The organism is Pantoea phyllosphaerae (assembly GCF_051025595.1).
GTDB lineage: Bacteria > Pseudomonadota > Gammaproteobacteria > Enterobacterales > Enterobacteriaceae > Pantoea.
In genome coordinates this window covers 1-24972 of sequence record NZ_JBPFDE010000012.1, presented here as the reverse complement: position 1 = coordinate 24972, position 24972 = coordinate 1, and the positions used below count along the sequence as shown (strand labels likewise).

22 protein-coding genes are annotated in these 24972 nt (G+C 57.0%); 11 read left to right on the top strand and 11 right to left on the bottom strand.

Annotation, left to right across the window (positions count from 1 at the left end):
- Positions 1-186 precede the first annotated feature (186 nt).
- A complete protein-coding gene (locus ACR6A7_RS15740; RefSeq protein ID WP_434125937.1) occupies positions 187-1023 on the top strand; it encodes an alpha/beta fold hydrolase in 837 nt (278 codons plus the stop codon).
- Here the strand turns inward: ACR6A7_RS15740 and ACR6A7_RS15735 are convergent.
- Positions 951-1169, bottom strand: coding sequence for a thiamine pyrophosphate-dependent enzyme (locus ACR6A7_RS15735; protein WP_434126079.1), 219 nt, complete (start codon positions 1167-1169; stop codon positions 951-953). The genes ACR6A7_RS15740 and ACR6A7_RS15735 overlap by 73 nt on opposite strands.
- A gap of 37 nt (positions 1170-1206) precedes the next feature.
- Here ACR6A7_RS15735 and ACR6A7_RS15730 point away from each other — a divergent pair, with 37 nt between their 5' ends.
- From ACR6A7_RS15730 to ACR6A7_RS15715, 4 genes are all read left to right on the top strand, one after another.
- Positions 1207-1380 (top strand): hypothetical protein, encoded by a 174-nt coding sequence (locus tag ACR6A7_RS15730; RefSeq protein WP_434125935.1) that lies wholly within the window; start codon positions 1207-1209, stop codon positions 1378-1380.
- Positions 1381-1531: 151 nt separating this feature from the next.
- Entirely contained in the window at positions 1532-2107 is a 576-nt protein-coding gene (locus tag ACR6A7_RS15725) for a TetR/AcrR family transcriptional regulator (protein WP_434125934.1), read from the top strand.
- A 1554-nt stretch (positions 2108-3661) separates the two neighbouring features.
- Positions 3662-4138 carry a nuclear transport factor 2 family protein gene (locus ACR6A7_RS15720; RefSeq protein ID WP_434125933.1) on the top strand — a complete coding sequence of 159 codons (477 nt, stop codon included), beginning with the start codon at positions 3662-3664 and terminating at the stop codon, positions 4136-4138.
- Positions 4139-4329: 191 nt separating this feature from the next.
- The gene (locus ACR6A7_RS15715; RefSeq protein ID WP_434125931.1) at positions 4330-5337 is read left to right on the top strand and encodes an alpha/beta hydrolase; all 1008 of its coding nucleotides are present in this window, start codon (positions 4330-4332) and stop codon (positions 5335-5337) included.
- Positions 5338-5505: 168 nt separating this feature from the next.
- On the opposite strand, the gene ACR6A7_RS15710 is transcribed toward ACR6A7_RS15715, so the two are convergent.
- On the bottom strand, positions 5506-6522 hold the full coding sequence (locus ACR6A7_RS15710; protein WP_434125930.1) for a LacI family DNA-binding transcriptional regulator: 1017 nt from the start codon (positions 6520-6522) through the stop codon (positions 5506-5508).
- A 72-nt stretch (positions 6523-6594) separates the two neighbouring features.
- Positions 6595-8094, bottom strand: coding sequence for a PTS transporter subunit EIIC (locus ACR6A7_RS15705; RefSeq protein WP_434125928.1), 1500 nt, complete (start codon positions 8092-8094; stop codon positions 6595-6597).
- Between the two features lie 494 nt (positions 8095-8588).
- Between ACR6A7_RS15705 and ACR6A7_RS15700 the strand changes: the two genes are divergently transcribed.
- A complete protein-coding gene (locus ACR6A7_RS15700; RefSeq protein ID WP_434126077.1) occupies positions 8589-9059 on the top strand; it encodes a hypothetical protein in 471 nt (156 codons plus the stop codon).
- Positions 9060-9279: 220 nt separating this feature from the next.
- On the opposite strand, the gene ACR6A7_RS15695 is transcribed toward ACR6A7_RS15700, so the two are convergent.
- Positions 9280-9867, bottom strand: coding sequence for a helix-turn-helix domain-containing protein (locus tag ACR6A7_RS15695; protein ID WP_434125926.1), 588 nt, complete (start codon positions 9865-9867; stop codon positions 9280-9282).
- A gap of 1267 nt (positions 9868-11134) precedes the next feature.
- On the opposite strand from ACR6A7_RS15695, the gene ACR6A7_RS15690 reads away from it, so the two are divergent.
- Positions 11135-11749, top strand: coding sequence for a response regulator transcription factor (locus ACR6A7_RS15690; RefSeq protein ID WP_434125924.1), 615 nt, complete (start codon positions 11135-11137; stop codon positions 11747-11749).
- 65 nt (positions 11750-11814) lie between these two features.
- Here the strand turns inward: ACR6A7_RS15690 and ACR6A7_RS15685 are convergent, their stop codons facing one another.
- The 5 genes from ACR6A7_RS15685 to ACR6A7_RS15665 are packed head-to-tail and all read right to left on the bottom strand — an operon-like array spanning position 11815 to position 19066.
- On the bottom strand, positions 11815-17379 hold the full coding sequence (locus tag ACR6A7_RS15685; RefSeq protein WP_434125922.1) for a trifunctional serine/threonine-protein kinase/ATP-binding protein/sensor histidine kinase: 5565 nt from the start codon (positions 17377-17379) through the stop codon (positions 11815-11817).
- Positions 17376-17762: a response regulator gene (locus ACR6A7_RS15680; RefSeq protein WP_434125921.1), complete on the bottom strand. Its 387-nt coding sequence runs from the start codon at positions 17760-17762 to the stop codon at positions 17376-17378. The genes ACR6A7_RS15685 and ACR6A7_RS15680 overlap by 4 nt, the downstream gene beginning before the upstream one ends.
- A 44-nt stretch (positions 17763-17806) precedes the next feature.
- A complete protein-coding gene (locus ACR6A7_RS15675; RefSeq protein ID WP_312058407.1) occupies positions 17807-18061 on the bottom strand; it encodes a DUF1427 family protein in 255 nt (84 codons plus the stop codon).
- 2 nt (positions 18062-18063) lie between these two features.
- Positions 18064-18315, bottom strand: a complete 252-nt coding sequence (locus tag ACR6A7_RS15670) for a DUF1427 family protein (RefSeq protein ID WP_434125920.1) — start codon at positions 18313-18315, stop codon at positions 18064-18066.
- 58 nt (positions 18316-18373) lie between these two features.
- The gene (locus ACR6A7_RS15665) at positions 18374-19066 is read right to left on the bottom strand and encodes a hydrolase (protein ID WP_033755763.1); all 693 of its coding nucleotides are present in this window, start codon (positions 19064-19066) and stop codon (positions 18374-18376) included.
- A 336-nt stretch (positions 19067-19402) separates the two neighbouring features.
- Here ACR6A7_RS15665 and ACR6A7_RS15660 point away from each other — a divergent pair, with 336 nt between their 5' ends.
- The 3 genes from ACR6A7_RS15660 to ACR6A7_RS15650 are packed head-to-tail and all read left to right on the top strand — an operon-like array spanning position 19403 to position 23323.
- Entirely contained in the window at positions 19403-21280 is a 1878-nt protein-coding gene (locus ACR6A7_RS15660) for an amidohydrolase (protein WP_434125919.1), read from the top strand.
- A 5-nt stretch (positions 21281-21285) separates the two neighbouring features.
- Positions 21286-21708: a DoxX family protein gene (locus tag ACR6A7_RS15655; RefSeq protein ID WP_434125917.1), complete on the top strand. Its 423-nt coding sequence runs from the start codon at positions 21286-21288 to the stop codon at positions 21706-21708.
- The gene (locus ACR6A7_RS15650) at positions 21695-23323 is read left to right on the top strand and encodes an MFS transporter (protein ID WP_434125915.1); all 1629 of its coding nucleotides are present in this window, start codon (positions 21695-21697) and stop codon (positions 23321-23323) included. Before ACR6A7_RS15655 ends, ACR6A7_RS15650 begins: the two co-directional genes overlap by 14 nt.
- A 275-nt stretch (positions 23324-23598) precedes the next feature.
- Here ACR6A7_RS15650 and ACR6A7_RS15645 read toward each other — a convergent pair whose 3' ends face one another.
- Both ACR6A7_RS15645 and ACR6A7_RS15640 read right to left on the bottom strand, forming a co-directional pair.
- Entirely contained in the window at positions 23599-23895 is a 297-nt protein-coding gene (locus tag ACR6A7_RS15645) for a hypothetical protein (protein WP_434125914.1), read from the bottom strand.
- Between the two features lie 80 nt (positions 23896-23975).
- Positions 23976-24470: an Hsp20 family protein gene (locus ACR6A7_RS15640; protein WP_434125913.1), complete on the bottom strand. Its 495-nt coding sequence runs from the start codon at positions 24468-24470 to the stop codon at positions 23976-23978.
- Positions 24471-24719: 249 nt separating this feature from the next.
- Here ACR6A7_RS15640 and ACR6A7_RS15635 point away from each other — a divergent pair, with 249 nt between their 5' ends.
- Complete coding sequence (locus ACR6A7_RS15635) at positions 24720-24929, top strand: DUF1471 domain-containing protein (RefSeq protein ID WP_434125912.1); 210 nt, start codon at positions 24720-24722, stop codon at positions 24927-24929.
- The last annotated feature ends 43 nt before the right edge of the window (positions 24930-24972 follow it).

The following is a 24972-nucleotide window of genomic DNA, read 5'->3' as shown; positions in this document are numbered from 1 at the left end:
AGCCGGGAATCTATTTATGGCCGTTGAACGCGCCAAATTCCTGCAGCCTGTGATAAACAGCGTCATTGTCTTATTTGAGATTTATTGTTTTAAAGCTATCGATTCAGAATGAACTTCCCCAGAAGTCTTCTCGGGAAACAGCTTCCGCAGTAGAAAAAATATCTTTTCTCACAAAGGAGTACGCTCATGGCTTTTGTAACGACTCACGACGGCGTAAATATCTATTTCAAAGACTGGGGCGCTAAAGAGGCCCAGCCCGTGGTTTTCCATCACGGATGGCCATTAAGCTCGGACGACTGGGACAACCAGATGCTGTTCTTTCTGGCAAAAGGCTTTCGTGTTATTGGTATCGATCGTCGTGGGCATGGACGTTCGGATCAGGTTAGTGAAGGCCATGATATGGATCACTATGCAGCTGATGTGTCTGCGGTGGTGGAACATCTGGATCTCCGCAACGCGGTTCATATTGGCCACTCTACCGGTGGTGGTCAGGTGGCTCGTTACGTGGCGAAATATGGCCAGCCGCAGAAGCGCGTGGCGAAAGCTGTACTGATAAGCGCGGTACCGCCGCTTATGCTGAAAACCGCAGATAACCCTGAGGGAACGCCGATTGAGGTTTTTGATAGCTTCCGTTCAGGCCTGGCGGCCAATCGTGCTCAGTTCTACCTCGATGTGGCATCAGGCCCGTTTTACGGTTTTAACCGTGAAGGGGCGCAGGTTTCACAGGGCACAATTCAAAACTGGTGGCGTCAGGGGATGACAGGTAGCGCTCGGGCGCACTATGAAGGCATCAAGGCCTTCTCTGAAACCGACCAGACCGAAGATTTGAAAGCCATTACTGTACCTACGCTGGTCATGCAGGGTGATGACGATCAGGTCGTACCCTATAAAGCGGCTGCCGTGCTACAGAATGAATTGCTGGTTAACAGCGAACTGAAAATTTATCCTGGCTATCCACACGGCATGCATACCACCCATGCAGATGTGATTAATGCCGACCTGCTTGCCTTTATTCGCAAGTAATCGCCTGCCTGAGTTTTATGCTGAATGCAGGTACCCGCCCGGACAGGATCCGGGCGGGTACCCTGCTCAGGGCTGTTCATCATGAAACCGCCATCGCCGCATACGGCAATCACTGGCCGATCCGGATAAACCAGATGAGCGGCCATTGCTGACGGCAGAACCGCCCCCATGGTTGCCAGGGCGTTGTCGAGCATTGTCCAGGGCTACAATGCCCTGGAACGGCATGGCACGACGAATATCGGCCACCAGGCGCTGTGCGATACCGTTCAGCGCGTTGCCGATCCGGCAGACGGCGTCTGCGATATCACCAATCACTTCGGTCTGCGGAAAGGCACGGTGTGGACTGAGAAAAATTAGGGCCCTCCCCGCGTCAAATTCGCTAGAAACTTTAATTTACTGCCTGGCTGTGAAATCTCTCACGGTTCGCGTCAGGGCTGAACCTCATTATTTTGTGTATTCTTTTTTAAAAACCATTGACTGAGTAGAACGTGGGTTCTACCTTTAGCGCATGAACAAGAAAACAACGAATACACGGGAAAAAATCCTGCAAACTGCCGAGCAGCTTATCTACCAGAACGGGATCCACGCAATGGGCATGGACCTTCTGGTTAAGACCTCAGGCGTCGCCAGGAAGAGTATTTATCGCCATTTCGCGAACAAGGAGGACGTGGCGTCGGCCGCACTCACTGAGCGCGACGAACGGTGGATGCAATGGTTCAGGAGAGAGTCTGATAAAGGCGAGACGCCTCAGGATCGTATTCTGAACATGTTCACCGTTCTGAAAGGCTGGTTTGAGTCCGACGGGTTCAGGGGTTGCGCGTTTATCAACACTGCCGGGGAGGTTGGCGATCCTGAAGATCCTGTCCGGCGAATAGCGAAGATGCACAAGCAAAAGCTGCTGGATTACATTCTTGAAGTGTCCGGCCAGCTGGGCGTCGAGGAGCCGGAGCTTCTGGCAAGTCAGCTGTTGATTCTGCTAGAGGGCGCAATCACAACGTCATACGTGATGGGCGACTGGAGTGCCGCAGATAAGGCGCGGGACATTGCGAAAATGATGCTGGAACAGGCCTTACACGCGAAGTAAACGTCGCAAGCTATTTTTAACCCGGGCGCAATGCCCGGGGATCTTGCCGGCAGGTTGCACGCTGAACCGGAATTCCTGCAGCCCTATATGATCACCCTCCACGTGACGCGTTTCTACCATGCGGTTGTCTCTTACAACGCGTATCTTGATGTGCATATCAGTGGCATCCCTCGTCAGCTTTGACCTTTCCGCAGAATACGTAGCAACTTCTGAAAGAGTATTTCCTCATAAGTCATCATTGAAAATTTTTTTTATAGCCGCGACGGAAAGCGTCAACTTCAAATCTAAAAAACAAATAATAAGCAGACATCAATTTCCCGACAGAAAATTAAAATTCGCCCCTGCCTCAGAACGTCGTCGGAGGCGAAAACTGACGTTAAAAAACACGCCAGCTGAGATAGCTAACGGCGTAGCGCATCAATATTATGACAAACTGAGGGTGACCATGATACGACCATGCAGGCTTCTGGCAGTCGTTATCCACCTGTTAAATCGACAGCAAAAAAATGCCATGGGAAAACCCTAAAAGAATCCCGGCAGTTCACTTTATACTTTTATAAATAAAAAGATGAAGAGGCGACATTTACGGCATTCACACACTAATAACTGTATGCCAATGAAAAGTATAAATAATTTTCTGCTAACCCTCTTTTTTCAGCAGTAGATTCGTACATAACGTTCAGTCAATCAGCACTGTGACAGAGCTTGCTTTACCACGAGAGAAATCTGTCCGGTGTGAAAAGCGAAGGTGGCTTTATTATTTCTCATACAAATATCCCTCAATAAATCTGCATACCTATGCGCCACTTAATAACCTGCAAAGAAGATGATAACAGAAAATTTTATGACGGGCCTCGACATCTGAGGCATCAGGCCGCCGCTCTTTTATCCTACTTTAACTCACGGTGTATAGACTCTGCAAAATTCAATCGTCAGAAAGCAGAATTCGTATAAGAACATACCAAAGGCAGAATCCGTATAAAGTTTCGCTAAGTTTTCCTGCAAAACTGGCTTATTCAAAGCCCGTTTAGCGCTCGCGCTTTCTGGAGGGCTTAACGCCATTTGTGATAAATAAAAACGCTATCGAAAAAATTGTTAAGCCTTCACTTTGGCTCGAGTAATCCGGTTTACCCCGCGGCTTTGTATTTTGCTCCACGCGGTATAACAGGGTTATATGCTGAGTGATTGCCCGGCATTGAAGATAATTACGAACAAACTTAGCTGGTTTTTAATCCCTTCAAAACAAGTAATTAAGTGAATTTTTTACCACGTAACGGCAGCCCTCAGAATACTTTGTCGGAAAAAATTGTTGACGATGTAGAACGATCGTTCTACCTTTAGGCCACAGACAGGACACGCGGCGATACCGGCAAAGCATTCCGGCATCTGCAGGGCCGTTACTGACCAGAACTGAGAACGGCATTAACGCCAGCAGCGTGGGCTTTTCTGTCGAAACCTCAGGGATTGCAACGGTTTTGCTGTAACGGGGCCCTCGCCGGGGCCTGCACAACCAAAACAATTTTTACCCAAAACGAAATTTACAGGAGTCTTACTATGACCGATTCACAAGTACGTCCACCGCTGCCTCCTTTCACTCTGGAAACGGCAATTGAGAAAGTGCGCCTGGCTGAAGATGGCTGGAACAGCCGCGATGCTGCCAAAGTCTCACTGGCTTACTCGCTGGATACCAAATGGCGTAACCGTGCTGAGTTCGCTAATAACCGCGAAGAAGCCCAGGTCTTCCTGGACCGCAAGTGGAAAAAGGAACATGAGTATCGCCTGATCAAAGAACTGTGGGCGTTCGGCGGTAACCGCATCGCGGTCCGTTATGCTTATGAATGGCACGACGACTCTGGCAACTGGTTCCGCTCTTACGGTAACGAGAACTGGGAATTTGAGGCCGATGGCCTGATGAAGCGTCGCTTCGCCTGTATTAACGACATGCCCATCAAAGAGAGCGATCGCAAGTTCTTCTGGCCACTGGGTCGCCGTCCGGACGACCACCCGAGCCTGTCCGATCTGGGTTTGTAGGTCGCTCACCCGCGTAAGGCCCGCGACCGCTGTTTTAGCCGGGCCTTTTCTCAACCAGCCAATGTAAAAAAATAAGCGGGTTGTGGCGGGGAAACCCTTTCCGTTTTGCCGGTGCGCATACTTGCCCGGGCAATGAAGCCTCCACATGAATAGTGCGCTATGTAATAGCACGATATTAAAAGGACCCTGTTATGAAGCTTAAATCCCTGTTGCTGACTGCCACAATGGCGGCCGTCTCAGCCAACAGCTTTGCCGATGCATCTCAACCAGAGCGTCACGTGCAGGCATTCCTGAAGGCGCTGAACGGCGCGGGCGGCAAGCCGATTGAGCAGCTCTCTCCGCAGGATGCACGTCAGGTGCTGATCAATGCTCAGAAAGGCGCGAAACTGCCCGCCGCTGACGTCACCGAAAAAACGATTAACGTCGATGGCGGGACAATCAAACTCAACATCGTGAAGCCGCATAACGCGCAGGGCACCCTGCCCGTGTTTATGTTCTTCCATGGCGGCGGCTGGATCCTGGGCGATTTTGCGACGCACGAGCGCCTCGTGCGTGACCTTGTCAGTGAGTCCGGCGCGGCGGCCGTTTTAGTGAACTACACCCCATCGCCGGAAGCGCATTTCCCGGTGGCAATTCATCAGGCTTATGCAGCGACCCGCTGGGTAGCAGAACACGGAAAAGAGATTGGCGTTGATGGCAAGCGTATGGCGCTGGTCGGCAACAGCGTTGGCGGCAATATGGTTGCGGCCGTAGCCCTTCAGGCTAAACAGCATAAAGCGCCAGCTATACGCTATGAGGTGATGCTGTGGCCTGTCACTGACGCGCATTTCAATACCGGCTCTTATAACCAGTATGAAAACGGGTATTTCCTCTCTCGTAACATGATGAAGTGGTTCTGGGATGCCTACACCACCAAAGAAAGCGATCGCAACAACATTCTGGCTTCGCCGCTGCGCGCCACTCCCGAGCAGCTGAAGGGACTGCCGCCAACGCTGATCCAGACTGCCGAACTTGATGTGCTGCGCGATGAAGGTGAGGCGTATGGCCGCAAGCTTGATGCCGCTGGCGTTGACGTAACGGTCACCCGCTATAACGGCCTGATCCATGATTATGGCCTGCTGAACGCGCTGAGTGATGTGCCTGCCGTACGCGTCGCGCTTAGCCAGGCTGCCTGCGGGATTAAAGAACATCTGAAATAACCGCTATATAGCTGGCCGCAGAAGTCGCCGCGGAGCTGAGTGTAAAATAACCGTCAGGTAACCTTGTGGAAGGGGCATCCGGCTATCTTCCCGAGGCGTAAGTTTCTAGCGGCTGCGGGGAAGCGGCTCAGGCTGACGGCAACGATGAGGAGAACCAGCGCAACGGCACTATGCGGATTCGCGTACGACAAGTTCGCCGCTCAGCAAGATGCGCTGCGCAGGCAAGCCAGGATCCCTGATGCTGCTGACGATCAGCTCTACCGCCTGCCGTCCGGTTTCCTCGCTCGCGGATGAGACGTAGGTTAAGGAGGGAGAGGTAAGATTGACCTGTAGCATATCCTCAAAGCCAACCAGAGCGACCTGCTGCGTCAGGAAGAGATCCTTGCCCAGCGTGCGCCCGACCTGCTGAATGCCGTTAAGGCAGCCAATCAGCGCCGTCGACGAATGACAGAGCAACGCGGTGAGGGTGTTGTTTTTTTCCAGCAGGTGGCGCGTTGCCTGGCTCGCCGCAGAGGTATCGTCGCTGCAGGCTGGTGCAAACTCCTCCTTTGGCACAATACCGTGTTGCATCAGGCTGGCCCGCAGCCCCTGTAGCCGCTGCGTGCGCAGCAGCGAATCCGCCTCACCGCCGATATAACCGATATTACGATGGCCGCGCTCCAGCAGATAGCGCGTCGCCAGCGCCGCCGCCTGCCGATTGTCGCGCATCACCAGGTTGCACGTTTCGCTGATTAGCGTCTGGGAGACCACCACGAACGGCAAGGGGCAGCGTCGCAGCCCCTCCGGCACGGTGGGATTAACGGTATCGGACGTCAGGTAGATAATGCCCGCGACGCCCTGCTGCTTGAACGAAAGCAGGCAGCGTTCCAGGCTCGCCTCATCATCGTGCGGCTGCCCGAGAAAAAGCATAAATCCCTTTCTCTCAAGCTCCTTAACCACGCTCGCCATGACTTTAACGGTATAGCTGTCGCTGAAGTCGCAGAGGATAAGCCCTATCAGGTTAGAGGTGCTGGCGCGCAGGTTGGCGGCAGCGACGTTATGCACGTAACCCAGCCGCTGGATAGCGGCCTGAACTTTTTCAATCGTCGCATCGGAAATTTTGCCTTTCTGCCGTAAAACCAGCGAAACGGTCGAGACCGATACGCCAGCCTCTTTAGCCACATCGATGATGCTGACTTTTTTCAAACCTGCTCCTGATATCAATCCGATCCATTATTCCAGCGTGCTCCCGCCGAAGCCGGAGAGAGCCGCTGCCTGCTATCTGGCCATCATGGTCGACATCGTCCGCGCGATAAACTGCGCGCGGGCGCCGAAAATAACCTGAATGCCCGTCTCTCCGACAAAGACCACGCCGCGCGCGCCGACGCCGTTAAGGCCATCCTTATCGACCAGCTCGCTTTTCACCACCTCCAGCCGCAAACGGGTGATGCAGGATCCGACAGTATTGATATTTTGCGCCCCGCCAAGCAAGCCGATAATTTCGGTCGCGATCTCGTTATCCGATTTATCGTTGATGTTGGCCGTCACAAGGGCGCGGCCCGGCGTTTTAACATCAAAGCGCCGGATAACATAGCGGAAAGTAAAGTAGTAAATCAGCCCCATCGGCACGCCGATAATAACGGCGTTGAGGAAGTTGGTCTGGTAGCCGTTAAACGAGGGCAGAATGCCGAATGAGAGATAGTCGATAAAGCCAGCGGAAAAAGATTTAGCGATATGCGCATGCATCAGATACATCATCATGTAGGCGAGGCCTGCCATGATGGCGTTAAACACGTAGAGGATCGGCGCGACAAAAATAAAGGTGAACTCAACCGGTTCGGTTATCCCCGTCAGGAAGCAGGTGAGCGCGGCGGAGAAGAGGATACCAGCGGCGATTTTTTTATTGGCCGTTTGCGCTTCGTGATACATCGCCAGGCAGGCGGCAGGCAATGCAAAGAGCATCAGCGGGAACTCGCCCTGCATAAACTTACCGGCGTTCTGATAGGAGTCGCTGCTAAAGGATTTAACGCCCTCTTCCAGCATCTTAAACCAGATTGTCTGATCGCCGTGGATCACCTGGCCGGCGTGCGTGGTGTAATCGCCGAACGAATACCAGAAAGAGGGGTACCAGATATGATGAAGCCCGAGCGGAATCAACGCGCGCTCCACTAAACCGAAAATAAAGGTAGAGGCCGCCTGATTATCGCCGTTCACTACGACCGAAAGCGCATCGATGCCCGACTGGATATGCTGCCAGACAGAGGGCAGCAGCAGCCCCATCAGAAAGGATAAGCAGGCCGTGGCGATAGCGACGAAGCGCTTGCCGGAAAAGAAGCCGAGGAACTCAGGCAGCTGCAGCGTGTGAAAGCGGTTATAACACCAGGCGGCGAGAATGCCGCAGAGCAGGCCGCCAAACACCCCCATTTGCAGTGTGGGAATGCCGACCACCATGGCATATTTCCCCCCTTGCGACGCCATCTCCGGGGTAATCCCCATCACCGTGCCGATAGTGATATTGGTAATAAAAACCGAGACGGCGGCGGAGAGCGCCGCAATGCCTGACTCAGACGCCAGCCCAACGGCGGAGCCGATGGCGAACAGCATCGGCAGGTTATCGAAGATAACGCCGCCGGCGTTCATCATCAGCGGCAGATGGAATTTGTCGCCGAATGCCAGCAGCAGGCCAGCGGCTGGCAACAGCGAGATAGGCAGCATCAGCGCGCGGCCAATCATCGATAGTTTAGATAATGACTTTATCAATCCTGAGAACAGGCTCATGCTGCTTTCCCCGATTTAGGACTCTGAATGACACTTTTTAGGTGCTGTTATAAGGAGTAGAACGTTCTACTAGAACGTTCTACTCATCATTCGAGAAGCGTGCTCAACAGGCAACTGATATTTGCCGTTCAGCCAGAGGATTTACTGATATTTTTGAAGTGGATCGTAAAAGCGTCTCCTTTCCCATCGCGGTGCTTCAGGTGCAAAATGGCACGGCGGCTGAAGAGCAAAAGAGTGCCCCGTCTGGATGCCGCGCTGAGGCTGCTGGCCACCCTCCCCGCTTATGCGGTTTTCTCTTCAGGATTGACCGAGCGGCGAGCCACCCGTTAAGCGGTGGTTTAAGTTAACGGGCGTAAAACGTAGCCCGCCTGACGGGCGAAAAGGTGAGTGCGCGTCGCAGCAACCGCCGCCTATACTCTGACAAACTGTTTTTAGCGAGGTGGCAAACCGTGTCTGCCCGATTGTTATTTCTGTTATGGCTGCTGTCGGCGGCTATGCCTGCGGCGGTAAACGCCAGCGAAATTAACCTTTACTCCATTAATACCGGATCTTTTGTTTACCATATTATCGGCAACCACGGTCTCTACACCGAGAAGTTTGATAATCAGTTCTTTTCCGCCGAAAGGCGATTTTCCGACGACTCGCCCTACAGCCTGCTGGCCGGCACGCTGAAAAATAGCTATGGACATCGCTGCATCGCGCTGGGGGTACGCAGGGACTGGGTCGCTGAACAGGGATGGGCATTTAAAGGCGTTTACGGCTATACCGGCGAATTTTTTGCGGACGCCTTTAGCCACTGCGGAGACGAGGGCGTTTATCACTCCTTTAAAAACGCCACCGGCGTCGGCTTCGCGCCCTATATCTACCATGCGGTTCAGTACAACTTCACAGATTACTTCGGCGTTGAAAGCGGGATTATCTTTCCCTCGGTGTTTGTGATCAGCGTGCAGTGGAGCTTCAGATAGGCGAAAAACCCGCACGCGGCGGGGTATATTGCGGCATCAAACCAGATGCAGTTTTATTTTCCCCGAGGCGATTGCCGACCTGCGCCGCACATATTCACCCGGCCGTACAGCAGCCGCCCAGCCGTCGGGAAACTGCCCGCCGCCAGAAATAAGGCACGGCTTCTGTTTTCATCGCCATTGCTGATGAGCGCGTCACTGGATGCCGTCGCCAGAAGATTAATTAGCCGCACGCCGCTGAAGGCGTAATCAATTTTTTCATCACCCGCAGCCATTGCTCTTCATCATCCACAAACTCCCGCCGTATTCTCCCTGGCGTATAGCCGGTGAGATTTCTGACGGTGCGGGTAAATGAGGCCTGACAGTTGAAGCCATTTTCAACGGCAATATCCAGAATCGACCGGTTGGTATGCCTCAGCGTCCAGCTGGCGTTGATCACGCGGCGCACGCGAACGTAGGTGTAGATATTCAGGCCGGTGAGCTGGGCGAACTTGCGTTGAAAATGCCAGATTGAGTAGCCGCTCCTGCTGCAGATGCGTTTTACAGAGAGCGTCTCCTCCAGATGGATTTCAATCCACGCAATCATCTCCTCAATCACCGCAAACACCGCGCGGTCGCGGGATCGTAATGGCGCCCCTGCCCCGCCATCGATCCGGCGCGCTTTTCCCTCCGGGAGAGTGGCGGGAATATGCAGGTTCAGCACCACCCGGCTCTGACTTATTGCAAGATCAAGTCGGGGCAGGACGTCGCTAAAGCTCTGGCGATAAATCCGAGGTTTCACTGAAGGATGAAGCGCTGCCGTTTGTAACATAGTCAGACCTTATGCAGAGAGTGAATACCCAGAGCCGCTTGCTGTAACCCGCAAGCGGCAGCCAAACCCGGCTGCTTTTTAATGCTGCGCGCGCACGCCACCTGGCTTGCCTGGCGAGGCGGACTGAATCAGCCCCGGTTTACCGGCGATGGGCTGAGGCGAGACGCGCAACAGCCAGTCCGGCGCGTTTTTCAGACGCCGGGAATTGAGTGCTTATATTCCGGCGTGGTAATGCTCAGCCCGTCAGCCTTTAAAATGCGATCTGCCATCGTCAGATATTTTACTTTCATTTATTCCTCTTATGGGAAGCTGCTATTTCCTGCACAACCCCCGCGAAATAACAATATAAACCTGTAGCCGGTGAGGAGTCGCCAGCTGAACCGCTCTTCAGCCTGAATATCGTGGATGCATTCATTAAAAACATCTTTACCTGATTTTAAAATCCCTGTTTTTTGCAACAGAGCTAACGTCTGAACAATATATGGCGACAATTATCCGGGGTCGCGGCAGGAAGAGAAAGTTATACAAAGGGATAGTTATACCAACAGATAGGTATACTAAAGGATAATTGCCAGAACGATACGCAAGACAAACAAAGCAAATGGGCTATTACCGCCCCATAAAACGCTGTATTTAAGGCGTGTCTCTGCGTTTCCTACTGACTGAGAACGAAATTGCGTCGTGTACAAAAACCGTTTTGCTACTGATTTAAGGTGGGTTAAGGCGTTCTGTTTCACCCTGTCCGCCAGCAAATCGCCTGACCGGTTTTACGCATACAGGCCTTATTCAACTTTTTTGATTTATTAGAACAGGATATGTCGATGTTAACCCGTATAGAGGTGGCGTAGTATCGGCTGCAACCTGTCGCAGGGTGACAATGATGATTATATATTTATAAACGATGCGCCTCCGCGCGCCGTAATGGAGGAAGAACCGGTGAATTATCTTAAAAACGCTTTGGTGCTGGCGCTGGTCGCACTGTTCCTGATCGCTATGCGCCGCCGCGCCAGACCCGCTGAATAAACAGGCTAAGAAGGGCGTGCACTTCTGCAACAGGAAAAGTCTGTAAATGCGCCGCGATGGCACTGCGGCGAGCTGGATTAATTGGGCTGATATATAGACGACTATGCTAAACGTCTTAAAGAATAAAGCGCGGCGTTAAATAAACGGCTTTACCCATAAGAATTGATGATTTCAATAGCGCTTATTTCAGGCTATATTAAATCGCCTGCAAAATCAGAACGCATAAGCGTCAGAATGAGTATTTATGGATAAAACAGTTTATATCGTTGATGATGAAGAATCGGTCATTGGCGCGCTGCAGAATCTCCTTGGCTCCGAAGGGTACCAGGTTTCACCATTCCTCTCTCCGTCTGATTTTCTCACTCAGGCAGATTACCTTACCCCCAGCTGCCTGATTGTCGATCTGAATATGCCCGGATTTGACGGCTTCGACGTTTCGCAGCATCTGACGGAGCGTGGTTATTCGATTCCCACCATCTTTCTTACCGGCTATGGCACCATCCCCATTACCGTCAGGGCGATGAAGGCGGGCGCCTTTGAATTTCTTACCAAGCCCGTGATGCCCGATGAGTTGCTGAGGGTGGTGGCGGAAGCGCTGGCGCTGTCGGAGAAAAGCGCGGCGGCGTCGCAGGAAAAACGCGCCATTACCATGCGCTACTCGTCGCTGACCCCGCGAGAGAGAGAGTTAATGCAGTACGTGGTGCGCGGCCTGCTCAACAAACAGATTGCCGCAGAGATGGGGATCAGCGAAATCACGGCGAAGGTGCATAAGCGCAGGGTCATGGAAAAAATGGAGGTCCGAACCGTGTCTGATCTGGTCAGGGCGGCGGAGAAGCTGGCCATCCTGAACGAAAGCTAGTCGCGCCTGCCCTGTTGAGCGGTATGCGGCAGCGCGCTCCCGCCGATCCGGCGGGAGCGTTTTCATCACCTAGCGGTGCGCTCCACGGGCAGCGTGAACCAGAACAGGCACCCGCCTTCCGGACGGTTCTCGGCCTGTAGCTCGCCGCCGTGACGCCTGATGATTTCGTTGCTGATGGTCAGCCCCATTCCCATCCCTTCCGCCTTGGTGGTATAGAACGAATCGAACACTTTTCCTATTACCTCCTCCGCCAGACCCGAGCCGTTGTCGGCCACCGAGATACGGATAAGCTCCTCCTGCGGATGCGATGAGGAGATGCGCAGGAGGCGCATGCCTGGGTTATCCGTCATCGCGTCGATGGCATTGATCACCAGGTTGAGGAGCACCTGCTGAATCTGCACGCTCTCGCAAAAAACCACGTCATTCTTAGCGGCAAGATCCAGCTCAAGCGAAACGAATTGTCGCTCCAGCTCAAGACGCGACAGGTTTAAGATATCTCGCGCGATATGATGCAGCCTTGCCGGGGCGAACGCCATCACCTGATTGCGGGTCAGCGCCTGAAGCCCGCGAATAATATCGCCCGCGCGCTGGCCTTCGCGAATAATCTCCTCAATACTCTGTCTGGCGTTGTTAAGCTGCGCCGGTTCACGCTTCAGCCATCTCAGACCGGCGCCGGCGTTAGCAACGATCGACATCAGCGGCTGGTTGATCTCATGGGCGATAGACGAGGTGAGCTGGCCCACCGTGGTGGCGCGCGCGACGCGGGCCAGTTCCGCCTGGGCGATCCTCACCGCATCTTCAGACTGCCGCTGCGTGGTGATATCGGTCAGGGTGCCAAAATACTCCGCCACCTCAGGCCAGTTATCGTTCGGCTCGCCAATACCCTTGATGTAGCGGCATTCGCCGTCGTCCCGAATGATGCGAAACTCCGCCTGCATCACCACACCCTTCTCGACGCTGGTTTCAATCAGCTCGCGCAGCGACACGATATCGTCCGGGTGCACGCGGCTCTGAAACTCCGCCATCGAGGTGGTGGTCTGGGTTTCTGGCAGCCCCATGATGCGCTTATATTCGTCGGAGATGTACTGAATGTCCGGCTCAAGGTGCCAGTGCCAGGTGCCGGTATGGCTTATTTTTTCGCCCAGCATCAGCGAGGTCTGACTGGCGCGCAGCTGCTTCTCAATTTTACGGCGCTGATTGTTCTCGTCGACCAGTTCGGCATAGAGGCGCGCGGTTTCGAGCGAAACGGCGGCCTGCGCTCCGAGCATCGACACAATCCGCGAATGATCGGCGGTAAAGACGTCGGGCATCAGCCGGTTCTCAAGATAGAGCACGCCGACCATTTGCGCCTGCCTGAACATTGGCACGCACATGACCGCCGCGCCCGACGCCACCAGATAGTTATCCTGGCTGAAGGGGCTAAACACCTCCGGTTTGCCGGTGCGGATCTCCTGCCCGGTGCGGATCACCGCCGATAAGATCGACAGCGGCAGATCGGTTGCGGTCGGCAGCTCGCACACAATACGCACCTTGACGCCTTCGACGGTGGTAGAGGCGCGCGCCTGGATTTCCGGGATATTGCCGTCGGTCAGCCGGATCAGCATGCAGTGCTGCGCGCCCGCCCGCTCGACCAGCATCATCATCAGAATATGAATCAGGCGATCCAGATTAATCTCCTCGGTCAGGGCGCGCATCACGGTCACCATGCTTTGCAGATCGCTGATCAGCGCGCTCTGCTCGAAGGAGACGGTGCTCAGGGCGGTTTGCGTATGATGCCCGGCGAGGGAGGGATAGCGCATTTCCAGCTGGCGTACCTTTGCGCCCGCCCCCCAGCGATCCCAGGCGGAGATTGCGCCTTTAATATAGGCGTCGCCCGCGAACGCCATGTTGCGCGCATAGGCCATACGCGCCGCCAGTTCGCACGCCAGCCCGTTGATATGATGAAACTGCCCTTCACGCGACAGGGTGATGGCGCGCTCAAACTGTTCGGCTGCCTGCCCGGCTTCGCCGTCAAGGCGCAGCAGCTCGGCGCGCAGCAGCGCCTCTTTGTCGGCGAAGGTGTTGGTATTTTCGTTCGCCCAGGTCACGATCTTGTCGAGATGCTGCTGCAGCTGCAGGCGCAGCGGACCGCTAAGAGGACCCGGCGTGAGCGGAACGGTGATTGCCAGCGCGCTGTAGAGATGAAAATCCAGCATGTGCACATGGCCAGGAATATGATCGGTAAAGGGCGCCGCGTCGGCAAAGTAGCGCGCCGCGCAGGCATATTCCGCCGCAAAAAAGTGCGCCATGCCTTTATAAAGCCGCGACCAGAACTGGATCAGGTACATCGGCTCCACCGCCTGTTCCGGCCTGACCGCGTCCAGCACCGGCGGCAGAAAATCCTGCCCTGAGAATTCGCTTCCGCGCGGCTTGCGCAGAAAGAGCACATAGTCCAGCTGCATGCCGAGGATCATCTCTACGTCGCGGTACTGCGCCTTGCGGACAAACAGCATGCCGCGCGTAATAGAAGTATGGACCGCCTCCAGATGATCGCCGCGGGCAAGATAGTTCATAACGATATGACGCAGCGCCAGGCAGGCCGAGGTGCGGTCGCCGGTTTCGACCCCCACGTCGAAGGCGGCCTTCGCGCGCTCGATCGCATAGGAGAGCGGCATCGTCCAGATGCTGACCTGGTCAAGCGGCAGCAGCGTGCGCGCTTTAAAGCTGACGAAGTCGTGCTTATAGGCCAGCTCGCGCGCCAGCAGCGTGCTGGCGAAGCCTCGGCTGTACTCATCATACTGATCGCCGCACACCACGCCATACCAGGAGAGCGCCAGGGTCGATGCGCCGCTCAGCCCGCGCGCCATCGACAGATGCAGCAGCTTGCACAGGATCATAAAGTGCAGGCGCGGGTTGCTGAACGCGGCAAAGGTGCTGGCGCTCGCCATCAGATTCATGATCGCTTCGGTTTTTTTGCAGCTGAGCAGCGGCAGCGCGCGAAAGCGCGCGTAGGGATTTTTGCCGACCGCCTCTTTAAGCTCGATACGCGCCCTGTCGCACTCCAGGCGGTCCGGATAGCGGTTGAGCTGAATGCCAAACACCGCCAGCCAGGCGAGCGCGGTTTCCAGCGCCAGTTTACTGTCCGACTGGCGCATATGAATTTCAGCGATCAAACAGGCTGCTTCGGCTTTCTCCGTAATTTCACCGGGCGAGGCCGCGATTTCCGAGCATAACGCCAGCGCCACCGAGAGGTTGCCGTTGAGGAATTCGCATTCGGCCTCCTCCAGCAGAAACTCGCTCTGGTCGTCGCTGCCTACGCTGCTGTTGAGCAGGCGCGCAGTCTGCAGGTAGCGCAGCGCCGAAACGTAATCGCCGGTATCTTTCGCCCGGCGGCTCGCCTTCAGCATCAGCTGGCAGAAGGTTTGCGCGTCGTGCGCCAGCAGCCCGCCATTTCTGATCGACAGCAGATGATGCGCGGCCCTGAACAGCACGGCGTTGGTCACCTCAAGATCCGACAGATGCATATAGTGCAGCGCGGCCAGATAGTGAAAGGCGTCCTTGTCGGTCGGCTCCAGCAGATCGAGCGCCGCCTCATGCATGCTGTCATGCATAAACGCGTACTCTTTGCCGCTCAGCGCGATCAGCTTTGCCGTCGCCGCCGGCAGCAGCGTCTGTTCGATCTCTGCCACGGCTACACCGAGGATGCGGCTCATGGTCTCCAGCTCCCCTGCACTGCCCAGCGAGGCGAACTTGCCCAACAGATGGCGGGTCGGCAGCGGCAAAGTGGAGAGGTGCTGCAGCACGCTGGCGGCAACGTTGGCCGCATAGTGGCAGTTTCTCAGCGCCTGCGCATCATAGGCCCAGCGGAAGGGCGCATTGTGGGTGATCAGGCCGTCGCGCAGCGCCTGGCGAATAAAGTCGTGGGTGGCGAGGGGATTGCCGGCGGTCTTTTCGTGAATAACCTGCGCCAGCTCCGCCGTTTCGCCGCTGCGGGTATGGAACAGCCCTGCCAGCCAGCTCGCAATGTTTTTTTCGCTGAAAGGTTCCGGCGTGATATCGGTAATGCGCGCCGCGCAGGCGCGGATGCGCTTCAGGTTGTCGTCAATCGTCGGACAGGGCAGCGAAACGCTGTCGAGATAGGCGATCACCAGCAGCAGCGGGATATCGTCGCTTAGCGCCAGCAGGTTTTGCAGCAGCTGCAGCGTGGCGCGATCGGCCCAGTGCACATCGTCGATCAGAATAACCAGCGGACGGCCGGGCGCGGTGAAGGCTTTCACCAGGTTGCAGGCTGCCAGGTTAAAGCGATTTCTGGCGTCCTGCGCGTGCGTGTGGGCGTGCACGGCCGCTTTCTGATTGAGTAGAATGCCCAGCTCCGGCACCAGGTTAACCGCCAGACCGGCATACTCGCCCAGCAGGCAGGCGATATGCGACTTCCAGCGCGCCATCTCCTCAGTGGGCAGGCCGAGCACGTGCAGCGTCAGCGTCCTGAAGGCGGCGGTAAAAACCGCGTAGGGCAACACGGGGGAGTGGCGATCTGCCTTTACTACCGTCATCAGCGCTTTTTTGTTACGCAACAGCTTAATCGACGAGGCGATCAGCGAGGATTTGCCCGCGCCCGGCACGCCGCCAATCGCCACCAGACTGTGCTTGCCGCTTTTGCTGACCTCGTCAAACGCCGCCAGAATATCGGTCGCCTGGGGATGATCGGCGCAGAGCGCGTCGGGCGATAAATTTGCGGTCTGAGCGTCCTGCATGCCGAGGGCAAAGGAGGCGATCATGCCATCCGGCATCAGGGTCGCCGCGCAGCGCCGCAGATCGGCCAGCACCCCTTCCGCCGTCTGGTAACGGTATTCCGGCGATTTTGCCAGCAGCCGCAGGATGACGGAGGAGAGAACCATCGGGATCTCCTGGCGTATCAGATGCGGCGGCAGCGCTTCCGACGCGATATGGTGGTGCACCCATTCCGCGTGGCCACCCTCGGCACTGCCGTAGGGCAGCCTGCCGGTGAGCAGCTCATACAGCACGATGCCCAGGCTGTACAAATCGCTGACGCGGCTGACGGGATGCGCCGAGCGGGAGGTATGCTCGGGCGACATATAGGCGAGCGTGCCGCCCGCCACCGGCAGACCCGGCTGCTGCAGCAGATCGCTGTCGATCGACGAAAGGCCGAAGCCGCCCAGCAGAACTCGTCCATCCTCGGTATAGAAAAAGTTCGCCGGTTTGATATCGCCATGCACCAGGCCCTGCTGATGCATCAGGCTCAGGGCGCTGCAAAGCATCGCGGCGCTGGCGAGAAATTCAGGCAGGGTGCCAGGGGGCGTACATAAAACATCCGCCAGCGTACGATAGTTGAACGGCCGGTAAATCAGGGCATATTGTCCCTGATAAAGGGTGTGGCTCAGGGGCTTTAGCGCCCAGTGATCGGAGAGGCGCGCGCGCAGCGCGTACTCATTTTTCAGCAGCTGCGTCACCTGAAAAAGCGACGCTTCCGTGCCTGCGGTCGCCAGCACGAAGGTTTCGCCGGTGACCCCATGCCGACACAGCAGCCAGTCGACATTGCCCTCCTGCGCCAGGGGAGTAAAAGAGATATCGTCTGAAAGCGCGACGCAATCGGTTTCTGCTCTCTCTAATGCCTGCGGATGTATGCTCATTGGCGGGTAGCCCTTGAGGAGAACGCCTGACGGATATGTTCAAACAACGTATCAATTTCGATAGGCTTTGGCAAAAAGGCGACCGCGCCAAGGTTAATGGCATACCGCAGCATGCTGTCATCGCCGTTGCCGGAAATGATAATGCCCGGCGGGTTCATCAGCCGCCGGGTCAGATTGATGAAAAGCTCGAAACCATTCATGCCTTTCAGTTGCACATCAATGATAAAAAGCGCGGCATTCGCCATCGCTGCTTCATCACAGAGAAGCGATTCTGCCGACTCGAAAGCCTGGGTGAGATAACCTTCAGACTGGAGCAGGTTGGTCAGACCATTGCGGACAGAACGTTCATCATCGACGACGACAATGCGCTGCGACAGCTGCATGCTGTTTTCCTTAAATGAAACTCAGGCCTGCGAGAGGCGCTTCCTTAGGAGGCTTTGTCACCTGAGGGCGGGGGCGTGTCACCGATTTTATGGTGATACTCATGGCGAAACCAGCGCAGCTTTACCGGCTCGCGCTTGATGACGCTTTTCGCCAGCGGAATCAGATGTTCGCCCACCTGCATGCCGAACAGACCCAGCAGCGCAATAATCGGCGGCGCGGGCGAGTTCACGCCCAGCGCGGCATAAATCAGCCCGGCCAGAATGCCGACCGCCAGCGAGACAGAATAAGTTTTCAGCATAATTAGCCTGCGTGACTGGCGATGGATAAATGCGCCGTCGGGTGAGCTTCAGCGACGACCTGCGACTGCGCCGCTGCCGGAACCTGCGCGGTGGCGTCGTGGTGAAACAGCTGCCCGCCCAGGGTGCTGCCGACGATCATGCCGAGCAGCCCCACCAGCGCCACGGCTGGCGGCGCTGGCGACTGGACTTTAAGCAGCGCGTAAACCAGGCCGATGAGTACACCCGCCCCCAGCGAGATCAATAAAGGGCTCACAGGTTCTCCTTCTTAGCATGGCGGGCCGGCCCAATGAAGGAACGGCCCGCTGGAGAGATTAACGAACGTTCGCAGGCACCGGGGCCAGCGTGCGGTGTTCGCTCTTCTGGCGAGAAGGCGCTTTGTGCACCATAGTGTAAGCATAATCAACGCCGATGCCGTAGGCGCCGGAATGCTCTTTCGCGATATCCATAACGGCGTTATAGGTCTCTTTATGCGCCCAGTCGCGCTGCCACTCCAGCATCACCTGCTGCCAGGTGACCGGGATCACGCCAGCCTGGATCATGCGCTGCATCGCGTAGTCGTGCGCTTCTTTCGTGGTGCCGCCTGACGCGTCGGCCACCATATAAATCTCATAATCGCCTTCCAGCATGGCGCACAGCGCGAAGGTGTTGTTGCACACTTCGGTCCACAGACCGGACACGACAACTTTTTTCTTGCCGTTTGCCGCCAGCGCGTCGCGCACTTTCTGATCGTCCCAGGAGTTCATAGAGGTACGCTCAAGAATGTCCTGGCCAGGGAAGACATCCAGCAGCTCCGGGAAGGTGTTGCCAGAGAAGCTTTCCGTCTCAACGGTGGTCAGTACCGTCGGGATGTTGAAGACTTTTGCCGCTTTCGCCAGCGCCACAACGTTGTTTTTCAGCACCTGACGATCGATTGACTGAACGCCAAACGCCATCTGCGGCTGCTGGTCGATAAAGATGATCTGGCAGTTTTGCGGCGTCAGTACTTCAAGTTTGCGATTGGTCATGTCTTTGCCCATTGAGGTTATATTGCTAAGTACCGTGGAAAGAGTAACGGCGTAAATGGACAGTCTCCCTGCTACCCCGATGGCATCACGTCGCTCAACCGGTGGGTCACTGTCTGAGCGCAGTGTAGGAAGCTTTTTTTTTTCAAACTATTATCTCTAGGTATAACTATACGAACGTATACCTATACCCCGGTATACCTATCCTTTTGTATAACTAGACGCTTTCCAGCCCACCCGATCATAATCCCGCCATCCCAGTAGCCTGCGCTTATGGCAGGACAATGCTCTGTCCGCGGCCGTCCGTGCCGCGTCGGACAACTCAATTCAGGAGATTCTATGGTTACCCTCGGTAAAGCAGATGTCATTCTCACCAATGGGCGATTTCATACCGTCGATCGCGGCAACCCGATCGCCGATGCCGTCGCCATTCGCGACGGCAAGTTTCTGGAAGTAGGCAGCCTGGCTGAGGTGATGCAGCACCACTGCGAAGGCACCAAAGTCATCGACCTGAAGGGGCATACCGCGATCCCCGGCCTTAACGATTCGCACCTGCACCTGATCCGCGGCGGCCTGAACTACAACCTGGAGCTGCGCTGGGAAGGCGTGCCGTCGGTCGCCGATGCGCTGCGCATGCTGAAAGCGCAGGCGCTGCGCACGCCGACGCCGCAGTGGGTACGCGTGGTGGGCGGCTGGACCGAATTTCAGTTCGCCGAGCGCCGCATGCCGACGCTGGACGAAATCAACGAGGCCGCGCCCGATACCCCGGTATTCGTGCTGCACCTCTATGACCGCGCCCTGCTCAACCGCGCCGCGCTCAAAGTCGTGGGCTATACCAAAGATACGCCGAACCCGCCGGGCGGCGAGATCCAGCGCGACAGCAACGGCAACCCGACCGGCATGCTGATTGCGCGTCCTAACGCCATGATCCTCTACGCCACGCTGGCGAAAGGCCCGAAGCTGCCGCTGGAGCAGCAGGTCAACTCCACCCGCCAGTTTATGCGCGAGCTGAACCGTCTTGGCCTCACCAGCGCCATCGACGCCGGCGGCGGCTTCCAGAACTACCCGGAAGATTATGAAGTGATCGCCGAGCTGCATGAGAAGAAGCAGATGACGATCCGCATCGCCTATAACCTCTTTACCCAGCGCCCCGGACATGAGCTGGAAGATTTTGAAAAGTGGACCGATATGCTGACGCCGGGCCAGGGCAGCGACTACTTCCGCCACAACGGCGCAGGCGAGATGCTGGTCTTCTCTGCCGCCGACTTCGAAGATTTCCTTGAGCCGCGCCCCGATCTGGCACCGGGCATGGAGGATGAGCTGGAGCGCGTGGTGCGTCATCTGGTCGAGCACCGCTGGCCGTTCCGCCTGCACGCCACCTACGACGAGTCGATCAGCCGCATGCTCGACGTCTTTGAAAAAGTTAACCGCGACATTCCTTTTAACGGCCTGCACTGGTTCTTTGACCATGCCGAAACCGTTACCCAGCGCAATATCGACCGCATCAAAGCGCTGGGCGGCGGCATCGCGGTGCAGCACCGTATGGCGTTCCAGGGCGAATACTTCGCCGAGCGCTACGGCATCGAAGCGACCCGCCACACGCCGCCGGTCGCGCGCATGCTGGAGACCGGCGTGCCGGTGGGACTGGGCACCGACGCCACGCGCGTCGCCAGCTATAACCCCTGGACCGCGCTCTACTGGCTGGTTTCCGGCCGCACCGTCGGCGGCATGCAGATGTATGACGTCAACGCACGCCTCGATCGCGACACCGCGCTGATGCTGTGGACCCAGGGCAGCGCCTGGTTCTCCAGCGAGCAGGGCAAAAAGGGCCAGATCAAAACGGGCCAGCTGGCGGATATGGTGGTGCTGAGCAAAGACTATTTCAGCGTGCCGGAAGAGGAGATCAAAGGTATCGAGTCGGTGCTGACGCTGGTGGACGGCAACATCGTTTACGCCGCCGGATCCTTCAGCAGCGAGGCGCCGCCCTCGATTCCGGTGCTGCCTGAGTGGTCGCCGGTGGTCAAGGTGCCAGGTCACTACCGCAGCGCGCCGCCGACCGCAGCCACCCGCGTGGGGATGCAGCAGATGCCGCACCAGTGCAGCGGCCCGTGCGGCGTGCACAGCCACGCCCATGACGTGGCGCGCGGCGCTAATCTGCCGGTGTCCGAGGAGAACGCCTTCTGGGGCGCGCTTGGCTGCAGCTGCTTCGCGTTCTGATCATCATGACGACCTCCTTTTCTCAGCCGCCTCGCATTAACGCGGGGCTGTTCTTCCTGCGCCTCACCGGCTGCCTGCTGCTGCTTTACGTACACGGGCTGCCGAAGGTGTTTCACTTCAGCGAAGAACTGACGCGTATCGAGGATCCTTTCGGCCTCGGTCCCTGGATGAGCTTATTGCCGGCGATTTTTGCCGAAGTCATCTGCCCGTTATTTATTCTGATCGGCGTGTTCACCCGCCTCGCCTGCCTGCCGATTATCGGCGTGTTGCTGGTAGCGATGCTGTTTGTCCATCCCGGCTGGAGCATCGCCGAAGGCCAGTTCGGCTGGCTGCTGCTGATTATCTTTACTACCCTGGCGATTACCGGCCCAGGCCAGTGGCGCCTCGGCGCCGGCACGCGCAGAGAGGTTCGCTATGGCGCAGGTTAACGATATTCATAACGTCGCTCAGGGCGAAGCGACGGCGCCCGCAGCGACGGCCGCATCGCCCTGGCAGCCGCTGCGTCAGCCGCTGTTCCGCATGCTGTGGATCGCCACGGTGGTCTCCAACATCGGATCCTGGATGAACGACGTCGGCGTTAACTGGACCATGCTGACGCTGAGCGCCGATCCGCTGAGCGTGGCGCTGGTGCAGGCGGCAAGCAGCCTGCCGATGTTCCTGTTCGCGCTGCCCTCCGGCGTGCTGGCCGATATTATCGATCGGCGTAAATACCTGCTGTTCTCGCAGCTGTGGGTCTTTATCGCCGCCGCCGGTCTGACGCTGCTCTCCTTCACCGGGCACGTCACGCCGCTGGTGCTGCTGATTGCCGCCTTCCTGATGAGTACCGGGGCGGCGATGAGCTCGCCGCCGTTCCAGGCGATCGTGCCGGATCTGGTCAGCAAAAATGAGCTGGGGCCGGCCATCGCGCTGAATTCGCTCGGCATCAACATCAGCCGCGCCATCGGTCCGGCGCTTGGCGGCCTGATCCTCTCATTCGCCGGGCCGTGGGTGGTCTTTATGCTCAACGCCCTCTCGGTGCTCGGCGTGGCGTGGGTGCTCTATCGCTGGAAAGAGGCGCCCAGCGTACAGCGGCTGCCGCCGGAACACTTCTTTTCAGCGGTGCGCGCCGGTCTGCGCTACGTGCACGCTGCGCCCGTGCTGCGCAACGTGCTGGTGCGCACCGTCGCCTTCTTCGTATTCGGCAGCGCCGGCTGGGCGCTGCTGCCGCTGGTGGCACGCCGCGAGCTGGGGCTGGGTCCAGGCGGCTACGGCATTATGCTGGCCTTTATCGGCGTGGGCGCCATCAGCGGCGCGGTGCTGCTGCCGCGGCTGCGTAAACGCTTCAACCCCGATCGGCTGATGGTGCTGGCGAGCCTGATGTTCGCCGCCACCATGCTGGCGCTCGCCTTTGTGCGCCACTTCTGGCTGCTGAACGCTTTTGAGTTCTTCACCGGCTTCGCCTGGATTGCCGTGCTCTCAACGCTTAACCTGGGCGCGCAGCGCAGCGCGGCACGCTGGGTGAAAGCGCGCGCGCTGGCGGTCTATCTCACCGTGTTCTTCGGCTCAATGACCGTGGGCAGCGCCATCTGGGGACAGCTGGCGTCGCGCTACGGCATCCCGGTTTCGCTCTGCGTCGCCACCCTGGGCATGGCGCTGGCCTGCCTGACGGTCCTGCGCTGGCGGCTTGATCAGGATCCCGACCTCAATCTCGACGTCAGCGAGATCGCCGAGCCGGTCCCGACGCTGGCGATCCATCACGACCGCGGTCCGGTGCGCGTCAGCTACGAGTACCAGATCCGCCAGGGGGACGCTCACGCCTTTACGGTCTGTATGCAGGATATGAGGCGCGTGCGCCGTCGCGGCGGCGCCATCAACTGGGCGGTCTATGAAGACATTCTTCAGCCGGGCATCTTCGTCGAAACCTTTGTGGTGGGATCCTGGATGGAGCATCTGCGTCAGCTTGAGCGCTACACCATGAACGATAAGAAAATCGAGAACCGCGTTTATGCCTTCCATCAGGGCGAACAGATGCCGGTCGCACGCTATCTGGTGGCGCCTGAATAACGGCTTTTTTCATTCACCCTCGCAGGGAAAAGGCCCTGAGCACAACTAAAAGCACGCTGGCGTGCGTTAAGGCGTTTTCCGCCCCGACAAAAGCCGCCCCGCGTTAATGCGGAGCGGCTTTAAACCGGCGCATAACACGCTGTCACTTATCGATATCTTTCAGCGCAAACGCCGTCATAACCAGAAGCGTCGACGTAAAGGACGCATTGACCAGTAAGGCGGTCAGCATTTTCTCCCCCTGTTTCGCTGTCAGGTAAAACCGCGCAAGGCCGGTCTCAGCAGGCTGCCGCCACTGGTGCCTGGCCCACCTCTTTTTCAATCAGCCGCATCAGCAGCGAAATGCGGCGATCGGTTCGCTCTGGCGTATCGGGAGGCAGATGGTAGTGCAGCGTGTAGAGTTTGCCTTTCTCATTGAAAAAATCAGCGGCCACCACCGGCATGATGCCGCCCGGCACGCGCTGATAATTGACCTGCAGCCGCGAATTGCCCAGCTTCATCCTGACCGCCATCACGCTCTCATCCGCGACGGACGGGTAAAGCTGCCTGTCTGCCGGCACGATAATGCGGTTCATGACACACCTCCTGCTCTCCAGATAGATGCATAGCGGAGGGCGACGCAACCGGCGCCCTCCCCGGTACGGTCAGGCTGCGCTTACGCCTGATGTTCAATCACGCCTGCTGTATGGTGCGCAATGGGTATGCGGCGCGGTTTTTCGCTTTCCGGGATCGCCAGATGCAGACCGACGCTGAGCAGCCCATCCTGCAGTCGCGCCTCGGTCACTTTCATATGCTCCGGCACGCTGTAGCTGAGGCGGAAATCGGTGCGGCTGATGCCGCGGTGCAGCCAGCCGCCGTCGCTGCGATCGCCGTCCGCGTTCGCCTCGCTTTCGGCGCGCGCCTCTTTCCGGCCGGTCACCGTCAGGCGGCCGCCCGCGACTTCGATCTCCAGCTCGCTCTCTTTCCAGCCGGGCACGCTCAGGGTAAGCGCATAGCGCTCATCGTCGAGCTGCCTGAGGTTGTAAGGGGGCGTGACGGCAACGGGCGTATCGCCGGTCAGCTGGCTAAAGAGGCGGTCAATGCGGCTGAAGCGATCGGAAAACAGGGCGTCGCTGAGTAAAGGAAATACGGGGAAAGTACGTGAAGCCATAGTGATAACCTCCTGAATTAGTCGTTCATTCAAAAGCTCATCGGGGAAACAGGCGTCTCGCCTGTTCAGTGACAGTTATAGAGTTTCCGGGAAAATTTTCAAGAGGCTTTCTGCATAATTTTTAATCATCAAATTTTTTGACTTTATCCAGCAACAAACAGGGATTTTCACCTTCCGATGGAATCTCTATTATCCATTCCATCGAGGCAGAACGCCTCATAACTTAAAAATATCTCTGAGGAATCGACCATGAAAACCATCAAAAATTTCGTTGCTGTTGCCCTTTTCGCCCTGCTTTCTTCTGCCAGCTTTGCCCAAACGGTTACCGCTACCGCCTCCACGCTGGACGGTGCCGAAGCGCAGATCGCCGCGCAGGCTAAACTGGCTGGCACCGGTTACAGCATCACCGAAGCCTACGCAGGCAACCAGGTGCATATGACCGCTCGCCTGACCAAATAACGGCGCTGAAAACAGAGAAAAGGGGCCGCCTGTGGGCGGCCCC